Source organism: Parachryseolinea silvisoli, from assembly GCF_021190955.1.
In the GTDB taxonomy this organism is placed as follows: Bacteria; Bacteroidota; Bacteroidia; order Cytophagales; family Cyclobacteriaceae; genus Ohtaekwangia; species Ohtaekwangia silvisoli.
Window position 1 is genome coordinate 389,992 of the sequence record NZ_JAIOAO010000004.1, and the last position, 18,498, is coordinate 408,489.

At 54.3% G+C, this 18,498-nt stretch carries 16 protein-coding genes; 9 read left to right on the forward strand and 7 right to left on the reverse strand.

What is annotated here, in order from left to right; translation table 11 throughout:
* The first annotated feature begins 74 nt into the window (after positions 1 to 74).
* Positions 75 to 3,980, forward strand: a complete 3,906-nt coding sequence (locus K7P01_RS24515; protein ID WP_267297219.1) for a T9SS type B sorting domain-containing protein — start codon at positions 75 to 77, stop codon at positions 3,978 to 3,980.
* 94 nt (positions 3,981 to 4,074) lie between these two features.
* Here K7P01_RS24515 and K7P01_RS24520 read toward each other — a convergent pair whose 3' ends face one another.
* The 6 genes from K7P01_RS24520 to K7P01_RS24545 all read right to left on the reverse strand — a co-directional run bounded on the left by K7P01_RS24520 (position 4,075) and on the right by K7P01_RS24545 (position 8,112).
* Positions 4,075 to 5,643, reverse strand: a complete 1,569-nt coding sequence (locus K7P01_RS24520; protein WP_267297220.1) for a glycoside hydrolase family 43 protein — start codon at positions 5,641 to 5,643, stop codon at positions 4,075 to 4,077.
* A gap of 90 nt (positions 5,644 to 5,733) precedes the next feature.
* Positions 5,734 to 6,315: a DUF4256 domain-containing protein gene (locus tag K7P01_RS24525; RefSeq protein WP_267297221.1), complete on the reverse strand. Its 582-nt coding sequence runs from the start codon at positions 6,313 to 6,315 to the stop codon at positions 5,734 to 5,736.
* A 12-nt stretch (positions 6,316 to 6,327) separates the two neighbouring features.
* Complete coding sequence (locus K7P01_RS24530) at positions 6,328 to 6,903, reverse strand: YdeI/OmpD-associated family protein (protein ID WP_267297222.1); 576 nt, start codon at positions 6,901 to 6,903, stop codon at positions 6,328 to 6,330.
* A gap of 4 nt (positions 6,904 to 6,907) precedes the next feature.
* Positions 6,908 to 7,312, reverse strand: coding sequence for a DoxX family protein (locus tag K7P01_RS24535; protein WP_267297223.1), 405 nt, complete (start codon positions 7,310 to 7,312; stop codon positions 6,908 to 6,910).
* 7 nt (positions 7,313 to 7,319) lie between these two features.
* Positions 7,320 to 7,787 (reverse strand): SRPBCC domain-containing protein, encoded by a 468-nt coding sequence (locus tag K7P01_RS24540; protein ID WP_267297224.1) that lies wholly within the window; start codon positions 7,785 to 7,787, stop codon positions 7,320 to 7,322.
* Between the two features lies 1 nt (position 7,788).
* Positions 7,789 to 8,112 (reverse strand): ArsR/SmtB family transcription factor, encoded by a 324-nt coding sequence (locus K7P01_RS24545; RefSeq protein WP_267297225.1) that lies wholly within the window; start codon positions 8,110 to 8,112, stop codon positions 7,789 to 7,791.
* Between the two features lie 240 nt (positions 8,113 to 8,352).
* Here K7P01_RS24545 and K7P01_RS24550 point away from each other — a divergent pair, with 240 nt between their 5' ends.
* Genes K7P01_RS24550 through K7P01_RS24585 form a run of 8 tightly spaced genes read left to right on the forward strand, consistent with a single transcriptional unit; the run spans position 8,353 to position 17,036 of the window.
* On the forward strand, positions 8,353 to 9,369 hold the full coding sequence (locus K7P01_RS24550) for an alpha/beta hydrolase (RefSeq protein WP_267297226.1): 1,017 nt from the start codon (positions 8,353 to 8,355) through the stop codon (positions 9,367 to 9,369).
* A gap of 20 nt (positions 9,370 to 9,389) precedes the next feature.
* Positions 9,390 to 10,274 carry an acetoacetate decarboxylase family protein gene (locus K7P01_RS24555; protein WP_267297227.1) on the forward strand — a complete coding sequence of 295 codons (885 nt, stop codon included), beginning with the start codon at positions 9,390 to 9,392 and terminating at the stop codon, positions 10,272 to 10,274.
* A complete protein-coding gene (locus K7P01_RS24560) occupies positions 10,271 to 10,744 on the forward strand; it encodes a hypothetical protein (protein ID WP_267297228.1) in 474 nt (157 codons plus the stop codon). Before K7P01_RS24555 ends, K7P01_RS24560 begins: the two co-directional genes overlap by 4 nt.
* Positions 10,741 to 11,127 (forward strand): patatin, encoded by a 387-nt coding sequence (locus K7P01_RS24565; RefSeq protein WP_267297229.1) that lies wholly within the window; start codon positions 10,741 to 10,743, stop codon positions 11,125 to 11,127. The genes K7P01_RS24560 and K7P01_RS24565 overlap by 4 nt, the downstream gene beginning before the upstream one ends.
* Entirely contained in the window at positions 11,114 to 11,530 is a 417-nt protein-coding gene (locus K7P01_RS24570; protein ID WP_267297230.1) for a DUF4345 domain-containing protein, read from the forward strand. The genes K7P01_RS24565 and K7P01_RS24570 overlap by 14 nt, the downstream gene beginning before the upstream one ends.
* The gene (locus K7P01_RS24575) at positions 11,520 to 12,959 is read left to right on the forward strand and encodes a patatin-like phospholipase family protein (protein ID WP_267297231.1); all 1,440 of its coding nucleotides are present in this window, start codon (positions 11,520 to 11,522) and stop codon (positions 12,957 to 12,959) included. The genes K7P01_RS24570 and K7P01_RS24575 overlap by 11 nt, the downstream gene beginning before the upstream one ends.
* Positions 12,949 to 14,688 (forward strand): metallophosphoesterase family protein, encoded by a 1,740-nt coding sequence (locus tag K7P01_RS24580; protein WP_267297232.1) that lies wholly within the window; start codon positions 12,949 to 12,951, stop codon positions 14,686 to 14,688. Before K7P01_RS24575 ends, K7P01_RS24580 begins: the two co-directional genes overlap by 11 nt.
* Entirely contained in the window at positions 14,685 to 17,036 is a 2,352-nt protein-coding gene (locus K7P01_RS24585) for a GMC family oxidoreductase (protein WP_267297233.1), read from the forward strand. Before K7P01_RS24580 ends, K7P01_RS24585 begins: the two co-directional genes overlap by 4 nt.
* Positions 17,037 to 17,271: 235 nt before the next feature.
* Here K7P01_RS24585 and K7P01_RS24590 read toward each other — a convergent pair whose 3' ends face one another.
* Positions 17,272 to 18,477: a hypothetical protein gene (locus K7P01_RS24590; protein ID WP_267297234.1), complete on the reverse strand. Its 1,206-nt coding sequence runs from the start codon at positions 18,475 to 18,477 to the stop codon at positions 17,272 to 17,274.
* Between the last annotated feature and the right edge of the window lie 21 nt (positions 18,478 to 18,498).

The window sequence follows — 18,498 nt, forward strand, 5'->3', positions numbered from 1 at the left end:
TCGGAACTGCCCGGATTTGCGTATCTTTGAGGTTGGCCAGAGGGGTTGACGTTCAATACATCCTGATGACGGCAATGATGAAAATGCTATCGAACCTACCACAGCCTTTTACCGCTTTTCGGGGCGCAATTCTGCTTGTTGTTTGCCTGGTGGCCATGTCTCCGGCGTCGGCGCAATGCAATACGGCATTAAAGAAACTGCTGGCCGAAAAATCCGTCAATAACGATGACCGCTTTGGCAGCGCCCTGGCGGCGAGTGAGCGGTACATGGTGGTCGGTGCCGAAAGCAGCGATACCCTCGGCATCCTATACGCCGGTGCAGCGTACGTATATGAAAAGACCCCTGCCGGTTGGGCTTACCGCGCGCTCCTGACGGCTTCCGACCCGGACGAATACGATTTTTTCGGCAATGACGTCGCCATAGACGATACCGGCAATACAATCGTTGTCGTGAACAGGCGGTATACCAAAGGGACTGTCTATATCTTTGAAAAACCTGCGTCCGGATGGGAGTCGATGCACGAGACCGCCCGTGTTGTATTACCCGATTACCTGGAATATACTGCGGCAGTCGATATCACGGACGACGGTTCCAGAATCGCCGTAAGTGGTAATCAATATACGACCTCCGAATTTTATACGCTCGACAGGCCGGGTACACATTGGACCAGTGGCACTACGCCGCAGAAGACGGTGTTCGCTCCACCCGACGGCACCAACATTTCGTCCTTTGGAATGGACATTGTCATCCAGGGCGAATATATCTATGCGTCCGCCGATAATGGCGACGTGGGCATCCACGTGTTCAAGCGCAATGGCACGACCTACCAGCACATTGCTAAGCTTTCCATTTCAGTGCCCTTCGGGCAGACCGGTTACTTCGGCCGGTATATAACGGTTCTGGGTGACCAGATTGCTACGACAGGTGCCGTCTCGGAGCTCGGAAATGCAGGGATGAAACTCTTCGTGTTCAAGAAAAACGGCGAGTGGGCGGATGCTGTAGAAACGGCACAGATCAAAACGCTCGAAACGCGCCAGCCCTACTTTCCGGTTCAATTCATTTCGCCCACGGAGATCGCCGCCAGTATTTTTTATCAACCTGTCGGGGAGGAGGAGTATACCGGTGAGCTGCAGATCGTCACGACGCAAGATGGCACGTGGCAACATGTCAATACGGAGGTAATCTTTCAGCAGACCGGGTTGAATGCATTTGCCGAGTTTGACGCGCAGTTAGCCTGGAGTGGAACGGACTTGATTCGCTCCATCAGCGCTGCTCCGACCGGGGGCGGCAGATCGGCCGCCGTGTCGCTTACGCGGAGTATGTCGCTGCCCGATGTGTGGGGCAGCCTGCAATACGTTTTGCTTCCGCGGCAAAGCAGCAGCAATGTTAACTTCGGCTCAGCCGTTCTCCGCACCCCCGAGGCCTTGTTTGCCAGCGCACCATACGATGACACGATGGGGAAGGATGCCGGTGCGGTGTACATCTATGAAAAGATGGGAGAGGACTTTGTCAAGACCCATACAATTTTTCCGTCTGCCCGGAAAACGCGGCCGACGGGCGGTTCTGACAACGGCTTTGGGTATAGCCTGGCAATCCACGACAAAGAATTGGCCGTCGGGGCAACCGGCTTTCGAAACAACGCCACACAATCCGGAAAGATCTTTTTATACCGGCGCACGGGCGCGTCATGGACATCCGCGACACTCTATGACTCGTTGATCGCACCGCCGGCGCTGGAGCTGACGCGCGTCGGTACGGCGATGGTAATGAATGATACATACCTGTTCGCGTCGGCCTATAACAATTTTAACGGCGAGCACACCAATGGCCTGCTGGTATACGAAAAGATCGCGGGCAAGTGGACGTTCCAACAGCTTTTGAAAATCGGGAGGCCCCTGGACAAATCGTGGCCTTCGCTGCGGTTGAGCCTCTACGAGAACCAACTCGTGGTGGGGAGCTATTTCACAGTAGCCGGCGGTGTGACGATCTTCGAAAAAAATCCGGGTACAGGCAACTGGGAACCGCAGCACTTCCTGCCGGGCGAAATCCCCTCCGGGTTTGGTGCCGATGTGAAGCTCGAGTCCGGTCACCTCTTTGTCGGCGTGCCTGCATACGACTTCCAGGGTGTGGCAAAATCCGGCGCCGTGTTTATCTATACCCGGTTGCCGGGTGAAACCTGGAACCAGGTAACAACGCCCTCGGCTATTGTCGGCGCGAAGGTGCCGGTTGAAGGCGGGTACTTCGGCTCGTCGCTGGACGTGATCGGCAATACACTTGTGGTGGGCGCTCCGGGAAAATTCCTGACCAACGATAGCCAGGTTCGTACCGTGCCGGGAAATACATATGTCATCCAGGCGGAAGATTATTTTTGGACCCGGCAAAATCAATTCCTGATATTACAGGGCGACCGGTATGCCAGCCAGGAACGTGACCACTTTGGTGCAGACGTCGGCGTTGACGAAGAATACTTTTACATCGGCGCGCGGAATGAAAATTCAGCCACCGGTATGTTCTCGGGTGCAGTCTACTATATTCCGACACCCCCTGTATTGTTTCTCCATCCTCCGGTGTGTATCGGCTCCGGACCAATACAACTGGAAGGCTACCCATTTAACGGCACATGGACAGGTCCCGGCATCGAAGATCCCGCGGGAAGGTTTAACCCCGCCGTGGCGGGAGAGGGTATTAGTACATTGATCTATACAACGCCCAGCTGTCATCACCAGGGAACGATCCAGATTACGGTAACAACGCCGGCGGTGCTGCAGCAGTTGTCACCTGCAGCGGTAACGCTTTGTAATAATCCCGTGACGCTGCGGGTGGGGCCGTCGTCAACACCGGTACAGTGGTTCTATCAGCCTACTAACGGCGGTGGATATACCTCCCTGGGGGTGGGGGGACCATCGCGTCAGGTAACGAACCCCGGACAATATTACGCCCGTACGTCCGATGCCGAATGTCCCGTAGAGTCGGATATATTTACCCTGAGTATCGAAAACTTTTCCATTACCCTGGGGCCGCAAGAGGTTATCTGCGACGCCAGCCAGGCCGTGTCGCTGAACACCTCGAACGCGGCAGGCACCTGGGAAGGACAGGGTGTAGCCGGTGGCCAGTTTAATCCTGCCGGATTGACGAACGGGACGTACAGACTGACCTACCGCATCACGACACCGGGCGGATGCTCCCTGGCCCTGAAAGACAGCGTGAAAATAAACATCGTGGCACCGTTCGTGCTGACGCGTATTCCAGAAGACTATTGTGAAACGGGCGCAGCCACGTTGCAGGCGCAAACAGCAGAATCGCTTGACTATACCTGGTACTATGGCGAAACGGTGGCAGATATGCAACCGGTCAACAAACCGCTGCAGGCTACGGCGGTAGTATATGATCCAGGCTATTACTATGCGTCGGCTACAAACGGCGAATGCACCGGTCAGAGCGATATCGTCAGCGTGGGTTTTAGCGACGATCTGTCGTATACACTGTTGCCGGAAGAAAACTCCACCGTGACGCTCTGTAGTGCAGAGGAATTTACGCTGGCGGTCCAATCCCGTGCCGGTGTGCAGTATACCTGGGAATATAAAATACCGCAGGAGGATTCTTATCGCATCCTTTCCGGTACGTCCGGGCCTGAAATGACAGTCCGCGAAAACGGTGTATACCGGGTCAACGGTCGGTACGGCTTCTGCTCATTTGCCTCCCAGCCCGTGTCTGTAGAATTTTCAGAAGATGTATTCTATGTGCCCAACGTATTTACACCAAACGATGATACCTATAACAACGTTTTCAAAGCAGAGACTACGTATGCTGTAACAAACCTCCGGATTATCAATCGATACGGGCAGGAGGTACACGCCAATGCCGCCGGTATATGGGATGGTGGGAATGTAGGCTCAGGCACTTACTTCTGGATAGTAACCTATACCGATTGTGAGCAGCGTGAGATGACAGCAAAAGGGTGGGTACAAGTAGTTAAGTGAGGATGCTGCTGAAAAAAGAGTAACATAGAAATAAAGAGAGGTCGCCCGACGGTGACCTCTTCTGTTTTATAGCTATACCCGATATGGGGAATTTTCACCTCTCTCGTCTCCGGAACGGCCCGGACCGTGCCAGGTGTTGTTGTACTTCCGGCTTGCGTACACGCGTTGTAAAATGCTCGAAGCACGCCCGGCGGTCCGTATCGCCAATGGCAACCAGGGCTACGCGGATGGCGCGATCGCGGCTTTGGAGGAACGTTAGCGACGCAGGGTCGGTGTTGAGCTTGTTGAATTGAGTGCCGTTGGTGCTATAGGTAACGATGGCTTCGCGGCCATCGCGCACCACAATGCGTACCATCACGCTGTCGGTTTTACGGATGAACCGCTCGGCCAGCAATATAGGGTGATGACCTTTGGCGATTTTCCACAACGACACCTTACTGCCCACCAGCGTCGCGCGCAGCATGTTGAGGTCGTCGCTGACCAGGGCAATGCCCGACTCGGCCGTGCAGGCCGCGGGCTTCATTGTTACCTCGGCTTCTACGTCCGTGGCATAAAGTTTCTGGGCCACGTAGGCGCCACACGGCGACGGCATGCTGTTCAACGTCAGCGCACCTTCGCCCACATTGTATTGTGGTTTCTGAAAAGTGGAGTAACTCCATTGCGGCGCCAGATGGCCACCATCAAACGCGTCAATCAGGCGGGCAGGAATGGGGGCATCGTGGCCGTCCTGGGCCTCGAAGCGCAGCCAGCCGTCGTTGGTATATGTAAACTCCGACAGCACCCCCTGGCGTCCTGTAAAGGCGGTGTTGGCATCGTCGTGTGCATCGTGCAGAAAATAATAATGGCCGTTGCGTTCTACGGGTGTGCCGTGCCCCGGACCCTTCCAACGCGCGCCGGCTTCCAGTACCGGGTTGCCGCGATACTTTTGCCACGGTCCATGCAGGTTTCGCGAGCGGGCAATGCCGGTGGCATAAACGCAATCGCGGCCCTGGCAATTAGCCGCCGTATAGAACGCATAGAGATATTTTCCGTGGCGGGTGATCGACACACCTTCCACCAGGCTTTTTTCCCACGGCGCGTCGTTCTGAAAAAGTTTGAAAGGCTCACCGATTACGCCCGTGCGCTCAGGGGTGAGCTTGGCAGCCCAGATAGGAGTGGGCTTGCCGATGCTGTTGCCATGTTCCTTCCAGACCAGGTATAACGTGCCATCGTTATCGCGTACGGGAAAGGCGTCAATCGAGCCGGCGTCCTGGCACATAATGGGACCCAGGTCTTGATATGGGCCTTCGGGACCGTCGGCGCGGGCAATGCCCACACACAGGTTGCCACCGCGTTTGCGGGCCGTATAATAAACATAAACACCCGTGCTGTCGTACGTGATCTCCGGTGCCCGAAAGTACGAATCCGCCCATTCCGGCAGTTGCGGAAAGACGTGTCCACGAAATTCCCAGGTTTCCAGGTCTTTGGATGCCAGCAACGGAAATGCGGGCGCCCAGTTTGCCGACGATGTAGAAGCCCAGTAGGTGTCACCGATCTGAACGACCGATGGATCGGGAAAATCCCCCGGCATGACCAGGCGCTGGCCCATCACAGGCACGGCAAGGCAAAGCAACAACAATACGATGTATGCCGTCGGGAATGAAGTGCTGGGTGCAGGGGTCATGGTAATGGATAGTTCGCGAAGATAACATAATTATCATGCCTGACCCACCGTTAAAACGACAAAAACAGCCGACGAATGGAATAAGAATGGTCAAACCCGCACCAAACCCCGGAAACCGCGCGCCGCGTAATACGACTCGGCTCCGTTGTGGTACACAAAAACATGGTCATAGCGACGGTCGCAAAAGAGCGCACCCTTCAGTTTCCGGATCGGCGCCGGCGTTTTGATCCAGCTGGACGTCTTCAAATCGAACTCTCCCAAGGCTTGTAAAGCCCGGTATTCTTCTTCCGTCAGGATCTCAATGCCCATTTCTTCGGCCATGTCCAGCGCGCTGTTGGCAGGTTTGTGCTCCTTCCGCGAATCCAATGCTTCCCGATCGTAGCAAAGGCTTCGGCGTCCTTTGGGGGTCTCGGCCGAGCAATCGTAAAACGTGTACTCGCCCGTCTTTTTATCGTAGCCCACCACGTCCGGCTCGCCGCCCGTGGTTTCCATTTCATCCAGCGACCACAGCCCGGCAGGGTGGGCCTCTAACCGTGCCTGCACATCTGCCCAGGCAATGCCCTTGTGGCGCTTCATGTTTTTCTCAAAGCGTTTTTGCAGCACGTCTAGTAGCGCCTCTGTTTGCTCGGCCGATAGCGACTGTTTGCTGCTTTGTTTTTTTGTTTTTGCCATGGCGTATGATCGTTAATCTTCTAATCCGAATCCGTCCAGAATCTTGGGTATATATTTTTCCACGCGGGCCTCGCGGGTCTTGGCTTGTTTGGCCGAAGAAAAGTAAAGCAGGTAGCCACGTTGCCGGCCTGGCGTCAGGGCGGTAAAGGCTTTCTTGAGACCCGGGCTACTTTGTAGTTTTGTCCGGAATTCTTCCGGCATCGTAAACTCGGTGGTCTTTTTCAATTCCACCTTCTGCCCGGATTTTTCCAGCGTCATGGCTTCTTTGATATACGTCTTCAACGCGCTTTTCAACGTTGCGATTTCTTTGGCGTTGGTAAACCGTGCCTGGCGCGCCGCCTGAACGTTTTCGGTTTGTTGAATCAGGATACCTTTGGGGTCCTTCATCAACGCACCTTTAAAAAACAGCACCGCACAGTATTCTTTAAAGGTGTGGATCAATACGACATTCTTTTTCTCCAGTGTGTAACACGGCACGCCCCACTTCAGCTCTTCATGCAGTCCACAGCTTAATACGATCTCTCGCAACAGCCGGGTCTCTTCCTGCCATGGCCCTTTGCCAAAAAAGAAATCAACTTTCGGATTCATAACATTATGCGTTAGCGGTGACAACTTTTCTACTGGCCGGCCGGAAGTACCACGACAGCACCGTCAAGGCCAGCAACAACGCCGACGGAAACAATTCGGCCGGCGCATGGTGGGTGGCGATGTGGGAATAAAGCGCGCCCGTCAGCAAGAAAATAAAACCGGCATAGGCCCACTCCTTCAGTAAAGCAAAGTTAGGAACAAGCATGGCGATTACACCCAAAATTTTCCAAACACCGATGATCGTCAGAAAATATACCGGGTATCCTAATTGTGTGATGCCATAGACACCGGGGGGTGACAACGCGCCGTCGGAGGGCAACTGCATCAATTGTGTAATGCCGGTAGCCACCATACCCAGGCAAAGCCAGAGCGTGGCAATCCAATAAATGATCTTGTTTCGTTTTGACATGAGGATATTATTTTAGTTGACTAACAATTTCTTGCAATCGGTTATGGGCCATGTTCAACCCGAACGCAAACGGCAACTTAAGTTGCGCGTCGCGCGCCGCGGTCGAACGAAATATACTTTGTATCGTCAGCTTGCTGGTGTCGTCGGTCAGCGCTTCAAAATCCAGGAACTCCAGCTGCGTGCCAAACGACGCATTTTCCATCTCCAACGTGCGCGTGATGTTTTTGTCAGGCACAAAAGAATGAATGACGCCGTTAAGCCGTACTACGACGTTGCCTTGCGGATCGCGGGTCTCAAACTGGTAGCCGCCGTGCTTTTTGTTTTCCAGCTTGATCACGTTCGTGCCCATCCACTGCGCAACGATTTCCGGGACTTCATAAGCCTTAAAAAGCAACGCGACCGGCAAGTCAAACTCGCGGGTAATGATGATGTCTTGCTGGCCGTTTCCGGCCTGGACCTGTGTTTTGCGTTCCATGTTATTTCTTGGCTTTATATTTTTTCATAATGGACTCGAGTTTTTGAAATCGGTCTTCCCACAGGTCACGATAAGGGTCGATGAACGCGGCGATCTCTTTCATTTTTTTCGGATTGAAGTGATAATAGATCTCCCGTCCATTTTGCTCTTGCTTTAATAATTCACACTCCGTCAGAATCTGTATGTGCTTGGAAATCGTCTGTCGCGACGAATCGAAGTTCTCGGCAATGGCGCTGGGCGTCATCGCCTGCATCGCCACCAGCGCAATGATCGCCCGACGGGTCGGGTCGGCGATGGCCTGAAACACATCTCTTCTCAATTCCATTGTGCAGCTATTTGACTGCTAATTTACGCGCAGTTAAGTGACTGCGCAATAGGCTGCATGATTTTTTTTCAGGACAAGTGTTAAACGACGCTTATTGAAATGGAATAGGGGAAAAATCCGGCTTGTTAAAATGCAGGCGACCGGCTACTTTCACGTGGAGAGGGAGCCCATCTACCCATCGTCTGCTCATAGCAGAAGATGCGGAGGTGGGCTCCCTTTTTTGTTAACGACACGACGCGCATGGTAAACGAGTTTGAAACGATCTCCTTTTTAACACAGGATGGTGTTACCTGTAATCTGAAACATTTAAAGCGTAGTAAGTCGGGTGGTGAACCGGTGTTATTGGTGCATGGCGCCGGTGTGCGGGGGAATATCTTCAATCCTCCCACGGCGAAGAATCTCATCACAACACTCGCGGAAGCCGGCTACGATGTGTGGCTCGAGAACTGGCGCGGTAGTATTGAAGTAACGCCCAACGAATGGGACCTCGACAAGACCGCACGCTATGACCATCCCATGGCGGTACGGAAAGTCGTCGAGCTGACCGGCTATAACTCCATCAAGGCCATCATACACTGCCAGGGCAGCACCAGCTTTATGATCTCGGTCATGCTGGGGCTTGTGCCGCAAGTCAAGCTCATCATCAGCAATGCCGTGTCGCTGCATCCCATTGTGCCACCGTACTCTGTCTTTAAGCTCAACGTTTTTGTGCCCGTTGTAAAGCTGCTCTTTCGGTACCTCAATCCCCAGTGGGGGCTGAAGGCGCCGGGTATAAAAGAAAAGCTCTTGCGCCTGATTGTCAAAGCCACACACCGCGAGAAGGATACGCTCGTCGGCAAGTTCGTCAGCTTTACGTATGGTGCAGGGTTCCCCGCACTCTGGGAGCTGGACAACCTCGACAAGCCGACCATGGACTGGATTCAACACGAGTTTGCAAACGTGCCGCTTACATTTTTCGCGCACATCACGCGCTGTGTAAAGGCGGGTGTGCTGGTGCCCAATCAAAACGATACGCCAACCACCTACGCACCCGATCTTCCGCCGCTGACCGCGCGGGTGGTGCTGTTTGGCGGCCGCAAGAACAAATGCTTCCTGGCCGAAAGTCAGGAGCGGTCGTTCGACTACCTGCAACGCGTCGATCCTGGTATTCACAGACTTTATATACTGGAACAATACAGTCACCTGGATGTATTCCTGGGAAAGAATGCGCATCACGATGTATTCCCCCTCATGCTCCAGGAGCTTAGTCAATTATAACCCTCTTAATTTCGAAAAAAATGCCTCCCTCCAGAATCAAACACTATACAGGCCGGTATGCCCTGGTCGATAACATTCCCTATCAAATGCCGGTCTTTGCCAAAGACTCGCCGGCGTTAATGGCGGGTTTTTCCTGCGACTGGAAAAAAGCAAACGACCTGCTGCCCGGCAATGAAGTGCACGCCCTGAAGCTCCCCAATGGCCGGGCCGCGTTGCTCATCACCGTCATTAACTATGTGAACACCAGCATTGGTAAATACATCGAGTACAGCATCGCGATCGGCTGCACCCACGGCCGCAAGCCCGCGCCGGCACTGCTGAATGTGATGTTCATGAAAGCCTATGGCGTGGGACAATATATTCTCGACTTGCCGGTCAGCAGTGAAGTGTCCGTAAAAGGTGGAAAGGGCATTTGGGGCATGCCCAAGCATAAGGCCAACCTGGACTTCAACGTGAGCGACACCGCTGTCAGCGCCCAGTATGAAAAAGATGGTCAGTTCGCGTTTCGCATCGAGATCGATCGTCCCAAATCCGCTTCGTTGGGCCTCAAGGTTGGCACCACCAACTATTGCTGTTACCGCAACATGCTGATGGCGTCGTATATCTACTTCAATTCCAGGGCCGGCATAAACCTCTTTGGAAAAGCCAGCGGCCGCTTGTTTATCGGCGATCATCCCAACGTGTCGTACCTGCGTAACCTCGACATCAACCCCGATCCGTTCTTTACCATGTTTATGCCCAAAGCAAACGGCATACTCGACGATCATTTCCAATGTTGGTTTATGACGTACGACACGCCGCCGGCCACCATGCCCGAAGGGTTTGAAAGTGTCTTCCACCTGGGCAGAAACGAGGATTGGTTGCCCGCACCTGCCTTTACCGACTACGCAAAGTATAAGCTATGAAGACAGTATTGGTGTTAAACAAGGCACTACTGTTTGCCTGTGTGTCCATGTATTTTGGCACGGGCTGGTCGCTGGTGCTCTTTACGTTTCCCATCGCACCCAAGCTCACGCCCGATAACTACTACAACCAGTTTGTGCCGCAAGTAACGGCGGCCACGCACTTCTTCACCTATATGACTATGGTGATGATGGTTTGCAGTGTCGTGTTTATTATCGAGACGTGGCGCAGCCGCGACAAGTGGTACCCCATCGTCGTGCTTTTGCTGGTGGTAGCCGCCACGTTGCTGACCATCTACTTTATCATCGCGTATAACGAGCGCATGGCGGCGGGCATTACCGACCCCATCGAGCTCAACACCGTACTCGACAAGTGGATGTTCTTAAATATCATTCGCGTCAGCCTGTGGACCCTGCAATGGCTCACCATGATGCTCTATTTTTCAGTAGCACTCAAAAGACAACGCGCATGAATCGCTTTCTAAACTTGCTGGTCGTCGGCATCTCGCTGGCGACCATTGTGTCCGGCCTGGCGCAAGTCGTGGCGCCGGCCTTTGTGCTGGGTGTGATCGGCGCCGGGATAACCCCCACGACCGCGCACTTCTTTGCCATTGTCGGCATGTTCATGGCGCTCTTCGGCGGGTTGATGCTGCATACCGTTTACGGTGCGCGTTCCGGTACAGTGGCCATCCTGTGGTGCGCCCTGCAAAAGCTGGGTGCGTGTGTAGCGGTAGGGGTAGGAATTTTGCAGGGCATCTTTTCGGAGATGGCGGCCGGTGTGGCGGCGTTCGACTTGTTGTCGGGCGTACTGTTTCTCTATTATCTTAAAACTATAAAGTCGGGTGAAAGCGCTTAGTTATTTTTTGTTCTATACCTACATTGGGTTGGTGATACTGGCCGGATTCTGGGGCGCCTTTGTCGGGCCACGCCTGGACCACGCCTGGTTGTTCCACCTCGATACGAGCACGCTGCCCGAATACAGCCGCGTCAACCTCATCAGCCAGTACCGCTTCCTGCGGGCGCTGGAGCTGGGGTACGGGTTGTTCGCCGTGCTGTTTACCAAAGAGATCTTCACCCACAAGACGTTCAACGGCCTCTTCCTGTTGATCATGTTCTCCGGCGTCCTGGCGCGCGTGGTATCCCTCGTGATCGACGGCTCGCCTTCGTGGCTGTTTTATTTCTTCCTGGTCTACGAGCTGCTTGGTGTCGTCGTCATCTTTCTCTACACCCGCAAAACGACGCTGTATTATGACTACTGATTCGCTCCTGGCATCCGCCGGTACACCCGTAAAAAAGTCATTGATCCTGGCCGGGGGTGGCGTGCGCCTGGCGTACCAGGCCGGTGTGCTGCGCGCCTTGCAAGAGGCGGGGCAGCAATTTGTACATGTCGACGGTACGTCGGGTGGGATTTTTAATACCGGCATGCTAGCCTCTGGGTTAGCGCCCGACGAGATTGCCGGGCGATGGCGTACCCTCAAGCTAAGGTATTTTGTCTCGGCGTTGGGCCTGAAGAGCTATCTCAAGCCGTGGCAAATGGCGGGCATGGGCGATGCCGATGGCATTCGCAAGCATATATTCCCTTCGTTGGGCATAGACCTGGAAAAGATCCGGAAGAACCAGCGCGGCCAGTTCACCTTCAACGTCTGTAATTTCTCGCAGAAGACCATCGAGTCGATCCCACACACGCGGGTCACCGAAGACCATCTCATCGCCGGTGTATCGCTGCCCATCTTTATGCCGGCGTTGCCCATCGATGGCCACTGGTATACCGACGCCGTGTGGATCAAAGACGCCAACCTCCTGGAAGCTGTACAACGCGGTGCCGATGAGCTCTGGCTGGTGTGGGCCATTGGCAATAGCCAAACCTACCTGCCCGGCTTTTTTAACCAGTACGTACACATGATCGAGATCAGCGCCAACGGCGCCCTGCTGGAAGAATATAAACAGATAGCCTACATCAATGAGGCGATCAAAAGAGGCGACTCCGCGTACGGCCAACGGAAGCCCGTCAAACTGTTTGTGATCAAGCCCGAATATCCCTTGCCCCTCGATCCCGACCTGTTCTTTGGCAAGGTCGATACGCGGTCGCTGATCAACATGGGCTACGCCGACGCCAAACGCTGCCTGGCCGCAATGCCCGCGGAGGGCGTGCCGATGAACCATACCACCACCCGCATGCGCGAGCCTGGCCATCGCCTGAACTTTCGCGGTACGTTTGAAGGTACCGTATCCTGGCAAGGCGTAAAAACAAAGATGACGCTGTATACCTATTTCTCGTACCACGATATGGCGGGGCAGCATGTGCTGAAGCTCTACGCCAGTCTTGAGGCGTCGGTGCTTGGACGGGAGATTTCCCTGTACGATCTTACCGCGTCGGCTCGTAAGGTCGGGAAGTATCAGGTGGTGGAGGCAACAGCAAAAGCCGATCACGGTGGGGGTACATACCGCATGCACATGACATGGCGATTATATTCGCCGATGGATTTTCTCCTGGGATTGGAGTTCAAACACGTAGCGGTGGTCATTCACCTGAACGAATCTACTGTCGTAAAAGGCACACTCGACCAATCCATTCGCCACCGCCTGCGCAGCTGGTTTACCACCGGCGTCGCGACCGAAAAGGGGGGGATGGGTGGATTGAAAAAACGTTATGATCTGATATCAAAATTACTTTCGAATGGAATTTGAGAAACGCCCCATGGTGAATTGGTACGACGTTCAGCAACTGGCGTCTACCGGTTTGAAAACATTGATCTCCGGCATCTTTGGAAACTTTGCCGATAAGCGGGAGATGGAAGCCGCGCTTTCGCCCGGTGCTTCTTATTACAACGCCGCGGACAAAGAAGCGCTGTGGGTCGACTATGTCTCCGACCTGGGCGACGGCTTTAACCCGACCTATACCGTAGCCTATTCCCTGGCACAGGCGAAGCTTTCCGTGGGCGGACAAGAGCTGAAGCAGGGCGACCTTCTCATCATGGGCGGCGATGCGGTCTATCCCACACCGGAGGCTGCCGAGTATGAGAACCGGCTGCAAGGGCCGTACAACGCCGCATTCCCGTGGAAAGACAAGCCGCATCATACCGTAAACGAGCCCTATACCCGACAGTTGTTTGTCTTGCCGGGTAATCATGACTGGTACGATGGGCTGGGTAATTTTATCAAGCTGTTTTGTCAGAAGCGGGCGTTGGGTCGCTGGCTGACAGAACAGGACCGAAGCTACTTTGCCGTCAGGCTTCCGCATAAGTACTGGTTGATCGGCATCGATATTCAACTGAATGCCGACATTGACAAACCACAGATGGACTACTTCCGGAAGATTCTGGAAACCCCGGCGTTTGAAGCCGGCAGCAAGGTAATTCTTTGTACGGCGGAGCCGTCGTGGGTATATAATTCGTGGGACGACAAAAATAAGTCGCACGGCCGTATTCAGTTTTTTATCGACCGGGTGTTGTACGGCGACGAGAAGTGTCCCTACTATGAAAAGAACAAGGACCTGCGCATCGCGGCGATCCTGACGGGCGACCTGCATCATTACTCGCGCTACGAGCAAGTACATACTCAAACAGGCCGGGTGACGCAGCTCGTCACGGCGGGCGGTGGCGGCGCCTTTGCGCATCCCACACATTTGCTGAAGGAGAAGATTACCCTGGAGGGCGGCTATGACGCTACACGCAAAAGCTCATTTCCCACGGCATCACAATCGAAACGCCTGGCCTGGTGGAACCTGCTCTTTCCGTTCTTCAGCTTACAGATGTGGTTCTTCCTCGGCGCCTTCCACTTGTTTACAACCTGGTTTCTGCAATCGGGAAGCCGCGATACCGAAACATTCCTGGATGCGGTAAAACGCACGCCTGATCTCGGCAAGTTGTGCGCGCTCATTTACAACCATATCCGGCATAGCCCGTCCGTGGTATTTCTGAACTTGCTGCTCCTGGTGGGCCTTACATTTTTTACCGACACCGCCACGGGAAAGAAGAAATGGAATTACATCGCCGGGGCGCTTCATGGCCTGTTGCAGCTGCTGGTATTTTACCTGGCCGTCTGGGCCTTTGCCGTGGTCAATATGCACCATCTTCAATTGGACGTGCGGTCAGGCTGGCAAATCATATTGTTTTCGGCCGAGATGATCATGATAGGAGGCTGGGCCAGCACGATGGTCTTCGGCATATACCTGCTGGTGAGCACACTCGTCGTACGAAACCATCCGACCGAAGCATTTTCCTCCTTCCGGTGGGAGGGGTATAAAAACTTCTTGCGCATAAAGATCACCCCGGGCGGAGCGACGATCTATGCCATCGGTATCAAAAAAAGTATTACCGATTGGGAGGAACAAACGGTCGACGAGCATGCGGCCAGGTTCCGTCCGAAACAAACTATCGAATACACCCTCATCGATGAAATTACGTTGAAACCATGAAAAAGCTATCAAGACCCTTTCCTGAAATAAAAACACACTACGACGTCGTAGTGATCGGTTCCGGCTACGGCGGCAGCATTGCCGCCTCGCGCATGGCGCGCTGTGGGCAGAAGGTATGTTTGCTGGAGAAAGGCAAAGAGTTTTTGCCGGGTGAATTTCCCAGCAACCTGCGCGAAGCGACCAAACAGATGCAGTTCAACAAAGGCACGCTCGAGGCGGGATCGGAAAATGGTCTGTATGAATTTGTACTCGGCAACGAGATCAACGTATTTAAAGGATGTGGCCTGGGCGGTACATCGTTGGTCAACGCCAACGTCGCGATCGAGCCCGACAGCCGCGTCATGGCGGATGCCAGCTGGCCCGCCGCGATTCGAAATAACCTGACCGGATTTCAGGAAGGCATCCGCCACGCGTGCGATATGCTGAAGCCCAATCCGTACCCCGAGGGTAAAAATGGATACCCCGTGCTGCAGAAGACCGAAGCCATGCGCACGTCGGCAAAATTTATGTCCGAAGAGTTCCGGCTGCTGAACATCAACGTCAACTTCGAAGACCGGTACCCCAACCACGTAGGCGTCGACCAACCCAAGTGCCTGAACTGCGGCGATTGCGTGACCGGTTGCAACACCGGCGCCAAGAACACCACGGCGATGAACTACTTACCCGACGCCGTAAACTTTGGTGCCGAGATCTACACCGAGGTGGGCGTAAAACATATTGAGCGCGATGACGCCCGCAACCTATGGCGGGTATACTATAACGCCGTGAACAGTGGCCGTGATAAGTTCGATGCTCCGTCGCTGTTTGTGGAGGCGGCCATGGTCTTCGTTAGCGGTGGCTCGTTGGGCAGCACCGAAGTCCTGCTGCGTTCGGCCAAAAAAGGCCTGGCCCTCTCGCCGCAGCTGGGGCAGAAGTTTACCGGCAACGGCGACGTGCTGGGGTTTGGCTATAACAACGACGTACCCATCCATGGCGTCGGCAAAGGCGACACCCTCAAGCCCGGCGTCATAGACCAGGTCGGGCCCTGCATCACCAGCGTAATCGACATGCGCAAACGCACACCGTTTACCGAAGGCATGACGCTGGAGGAAGGCAGCATCCCGGGGCCTATACGCTCCATCCTGGTGTCGGCGCTCGTCACGTTCTCCCGCGTCATGGGCCGCGACTCCGACCGCGGCCTGGGTGACTTCTTTCGCGAAAAGTGGCGCGAGGTGGTGAGTATCTTCCGCGGGCCCTTCAAAGGCGCGGTAGATCACACGCAAATATACCTGGTTATGACCCACGACGACGGCAACGGTGTCATCGGGCTCAGTGGCGACGATGAAGTCAACATCCACTGGAAGGGCGTCGGCAAACAGAACATCTTTAAAAAGGTAAGCGGCGAGCTCACCGGCGCCACGGAGGCCCTGGGCGGAAACGTAGTCCCCAATCCCACCTGGACCAGGATTCTGAACTACGATCTCGTCACCGTTCACCCGCTGGGCGGCTGCCCCATGGGCGAAGACGCCAGCCAGGGCGTCGTAGACCACAAGGGGCAGGTATTCAAAGGCGCCACCGGCAGCGAGCTATACCCCGGTTTGTATGTTATGGACGGCGCAATCTTCCCGCGTCCCGTCGGCACGAATCCACTGTTAACCATCAGCGCCCTGGCCGAACGCAACTGCAAGCTCATCGCGCAGGAGAAGGGCTGGTCGTTGTCGTATGACTTACCGCCGCGCGCATCGTCGTCTAACGGTCAGTCAAAACCGGGTGTACAATTCACGGAAACCATGCGCGGCTATTTCTCGATAAACGAAACGGCAGACTATGGCAGAGGCTTCGAAAAAGGCAAGCAGGAGAGCTCGCCGTTTGAATTTACGCTCACCATCCGCTCCGAAGACGTGGAGACACTTCTTTCCGACAAAGACCACGACGCCCCCATGATCGGCACCATGACCGCGCCGGCGCTTTCTGCCTATCCGCTCATGGCCTACAACGGCCGGTTTAACCTCTTTGTAAGAGACGCGCAGGACGCGGAAAAGAAAAAGATGGTATATAACATCTACTTACAAAGCCACGAAGGGAAGAAGTATTATTTCGAGGGGTTCAAAGACGTGCAAAACAACAAGGGGCTGGATGTGTGGAAGGATACCACGACGCTCTTCATCACGGTCTACGAAGAAAACGGCGCAGGCAAGGTACTTGGCAAAGGCCAGCTGATCATCGAGCCCAAAGACTTTGCTAAACAGCTGACTACTATGAAAGCCGTTAATACACATACGAAGTTGGAACAAATCAAAGCAGTGTCAAGCTTTGGTAAGTTCTTTGCAGGCAATGTATTTGAAACATACTTTAAGAAACTACGGTAATTGGAATGGAACGCAAATGGTTGCTGGCGCAAGTCTGAGGCCCGCCCCGGGCCGGAGACTTGTGACTGTCTCTGTAGCCAGTCTTAGACTGGCGGGGAGAACTGTTAATATAGCAGCCCCGCTTCGCGGGAACACGCCAGTCTAAGACTGGCCACAGTTTCAGTCACAAGTTCCGCACCTACGCTAACGCTTGGCGCTCAAACTTGCGCCAGCAAGCCTTACAGGTATACAATAACTACTGTATTCTCACCGACGACACCTGGTCATTCAACCCGGTAGTATTCGCAAAATTGGCATTATTCGCACTAAACGTCCATGACGTGCCCGTAAAGTTGTCATGTTGATAAAGGATTACCGACCACCCGCTCGGTATCTGCACAGACGACGCCCAGTCATTCACAAAGCCGTAGGCTTGGAGTTGCGACAAAGTATAATTCCCCTTGGGAATAAAGCTGGTCGCGGTTCCCCCGTAGTTGCTGTTCTGGAAGAACTTCACACCGGTCGTGGGCGTGGTCCCACTCAGACCGTTGCGTATGGCCGTAGCGTACTGCGCGGCCATGCCGTTGCCTACCCACTCGTCGTACAGCCACATCCAGCCGCCGGTGGTGTTGCAGGTATTTCTCCACGTGGTGAACTGCGACTGTACCGAGGCCGTCGAACCGCTCCAGCGGCTGCCATGCACCGGTATACCGCCAAAGTTCCAGCTACACGGGCTGTTGCCGCCACCGCCCGCATAACACTGCAGGTGGACCTGGTCAACCGTGCCCGGCCGCTGGTTGTTCACCTGCGACGCGACCGATGTCCAGAACGTGGAGTTGGTATAGGGACATAAAGCGACATTATACCCGAGGTTGCCCAGCATCACACAGAACTGTACCATGGTGCTCAGGTCGTAACAGTTTTCATCGTCGAGGTCAATGGCATCCGCGCCCGTGGCGGTCTTCAACGCCTGGAAATTTCGGTACAGTATACTTGTAGACCCGGTGCCCTGCGCATTGATCAGGTCGCGGATGTGCTGAAAGTCGCCGACGTTGGAAGAACCGATACTGAGGGTAACGCGGTTCACCGACGTTGTACCCGTCTTCAGGCTCTGCAAATCACTGGCAAAGTTCGGGTACATATTGGCGCCGGTATAGGTGCCGTTGGACGCTACGGGAAACTCGCCGTTGAAGTTCAGGTCACCCGCGGTGCTCACGGCGATATTCCATACGACTACTTCGGTGAAGCCCGAAGCTTTTAGTTCGGGAATGGTAACAGTTCTGTTTTTATAGATGGGCCCACCGCCAAATACAGAGACAGTCAGGCCTGCTGGTAAGGCCGCGGCGTCGCCGTCGGCATCTTTTTTGACAACCGGATCTACTTCATTCGAGCAGGAACCGAGAATGATAACCAGGAGAAATGCCGACACCCAGCCGGCGTGTTTACGAAATGATAACTTCATAGAATATATAAATTTAGGTTA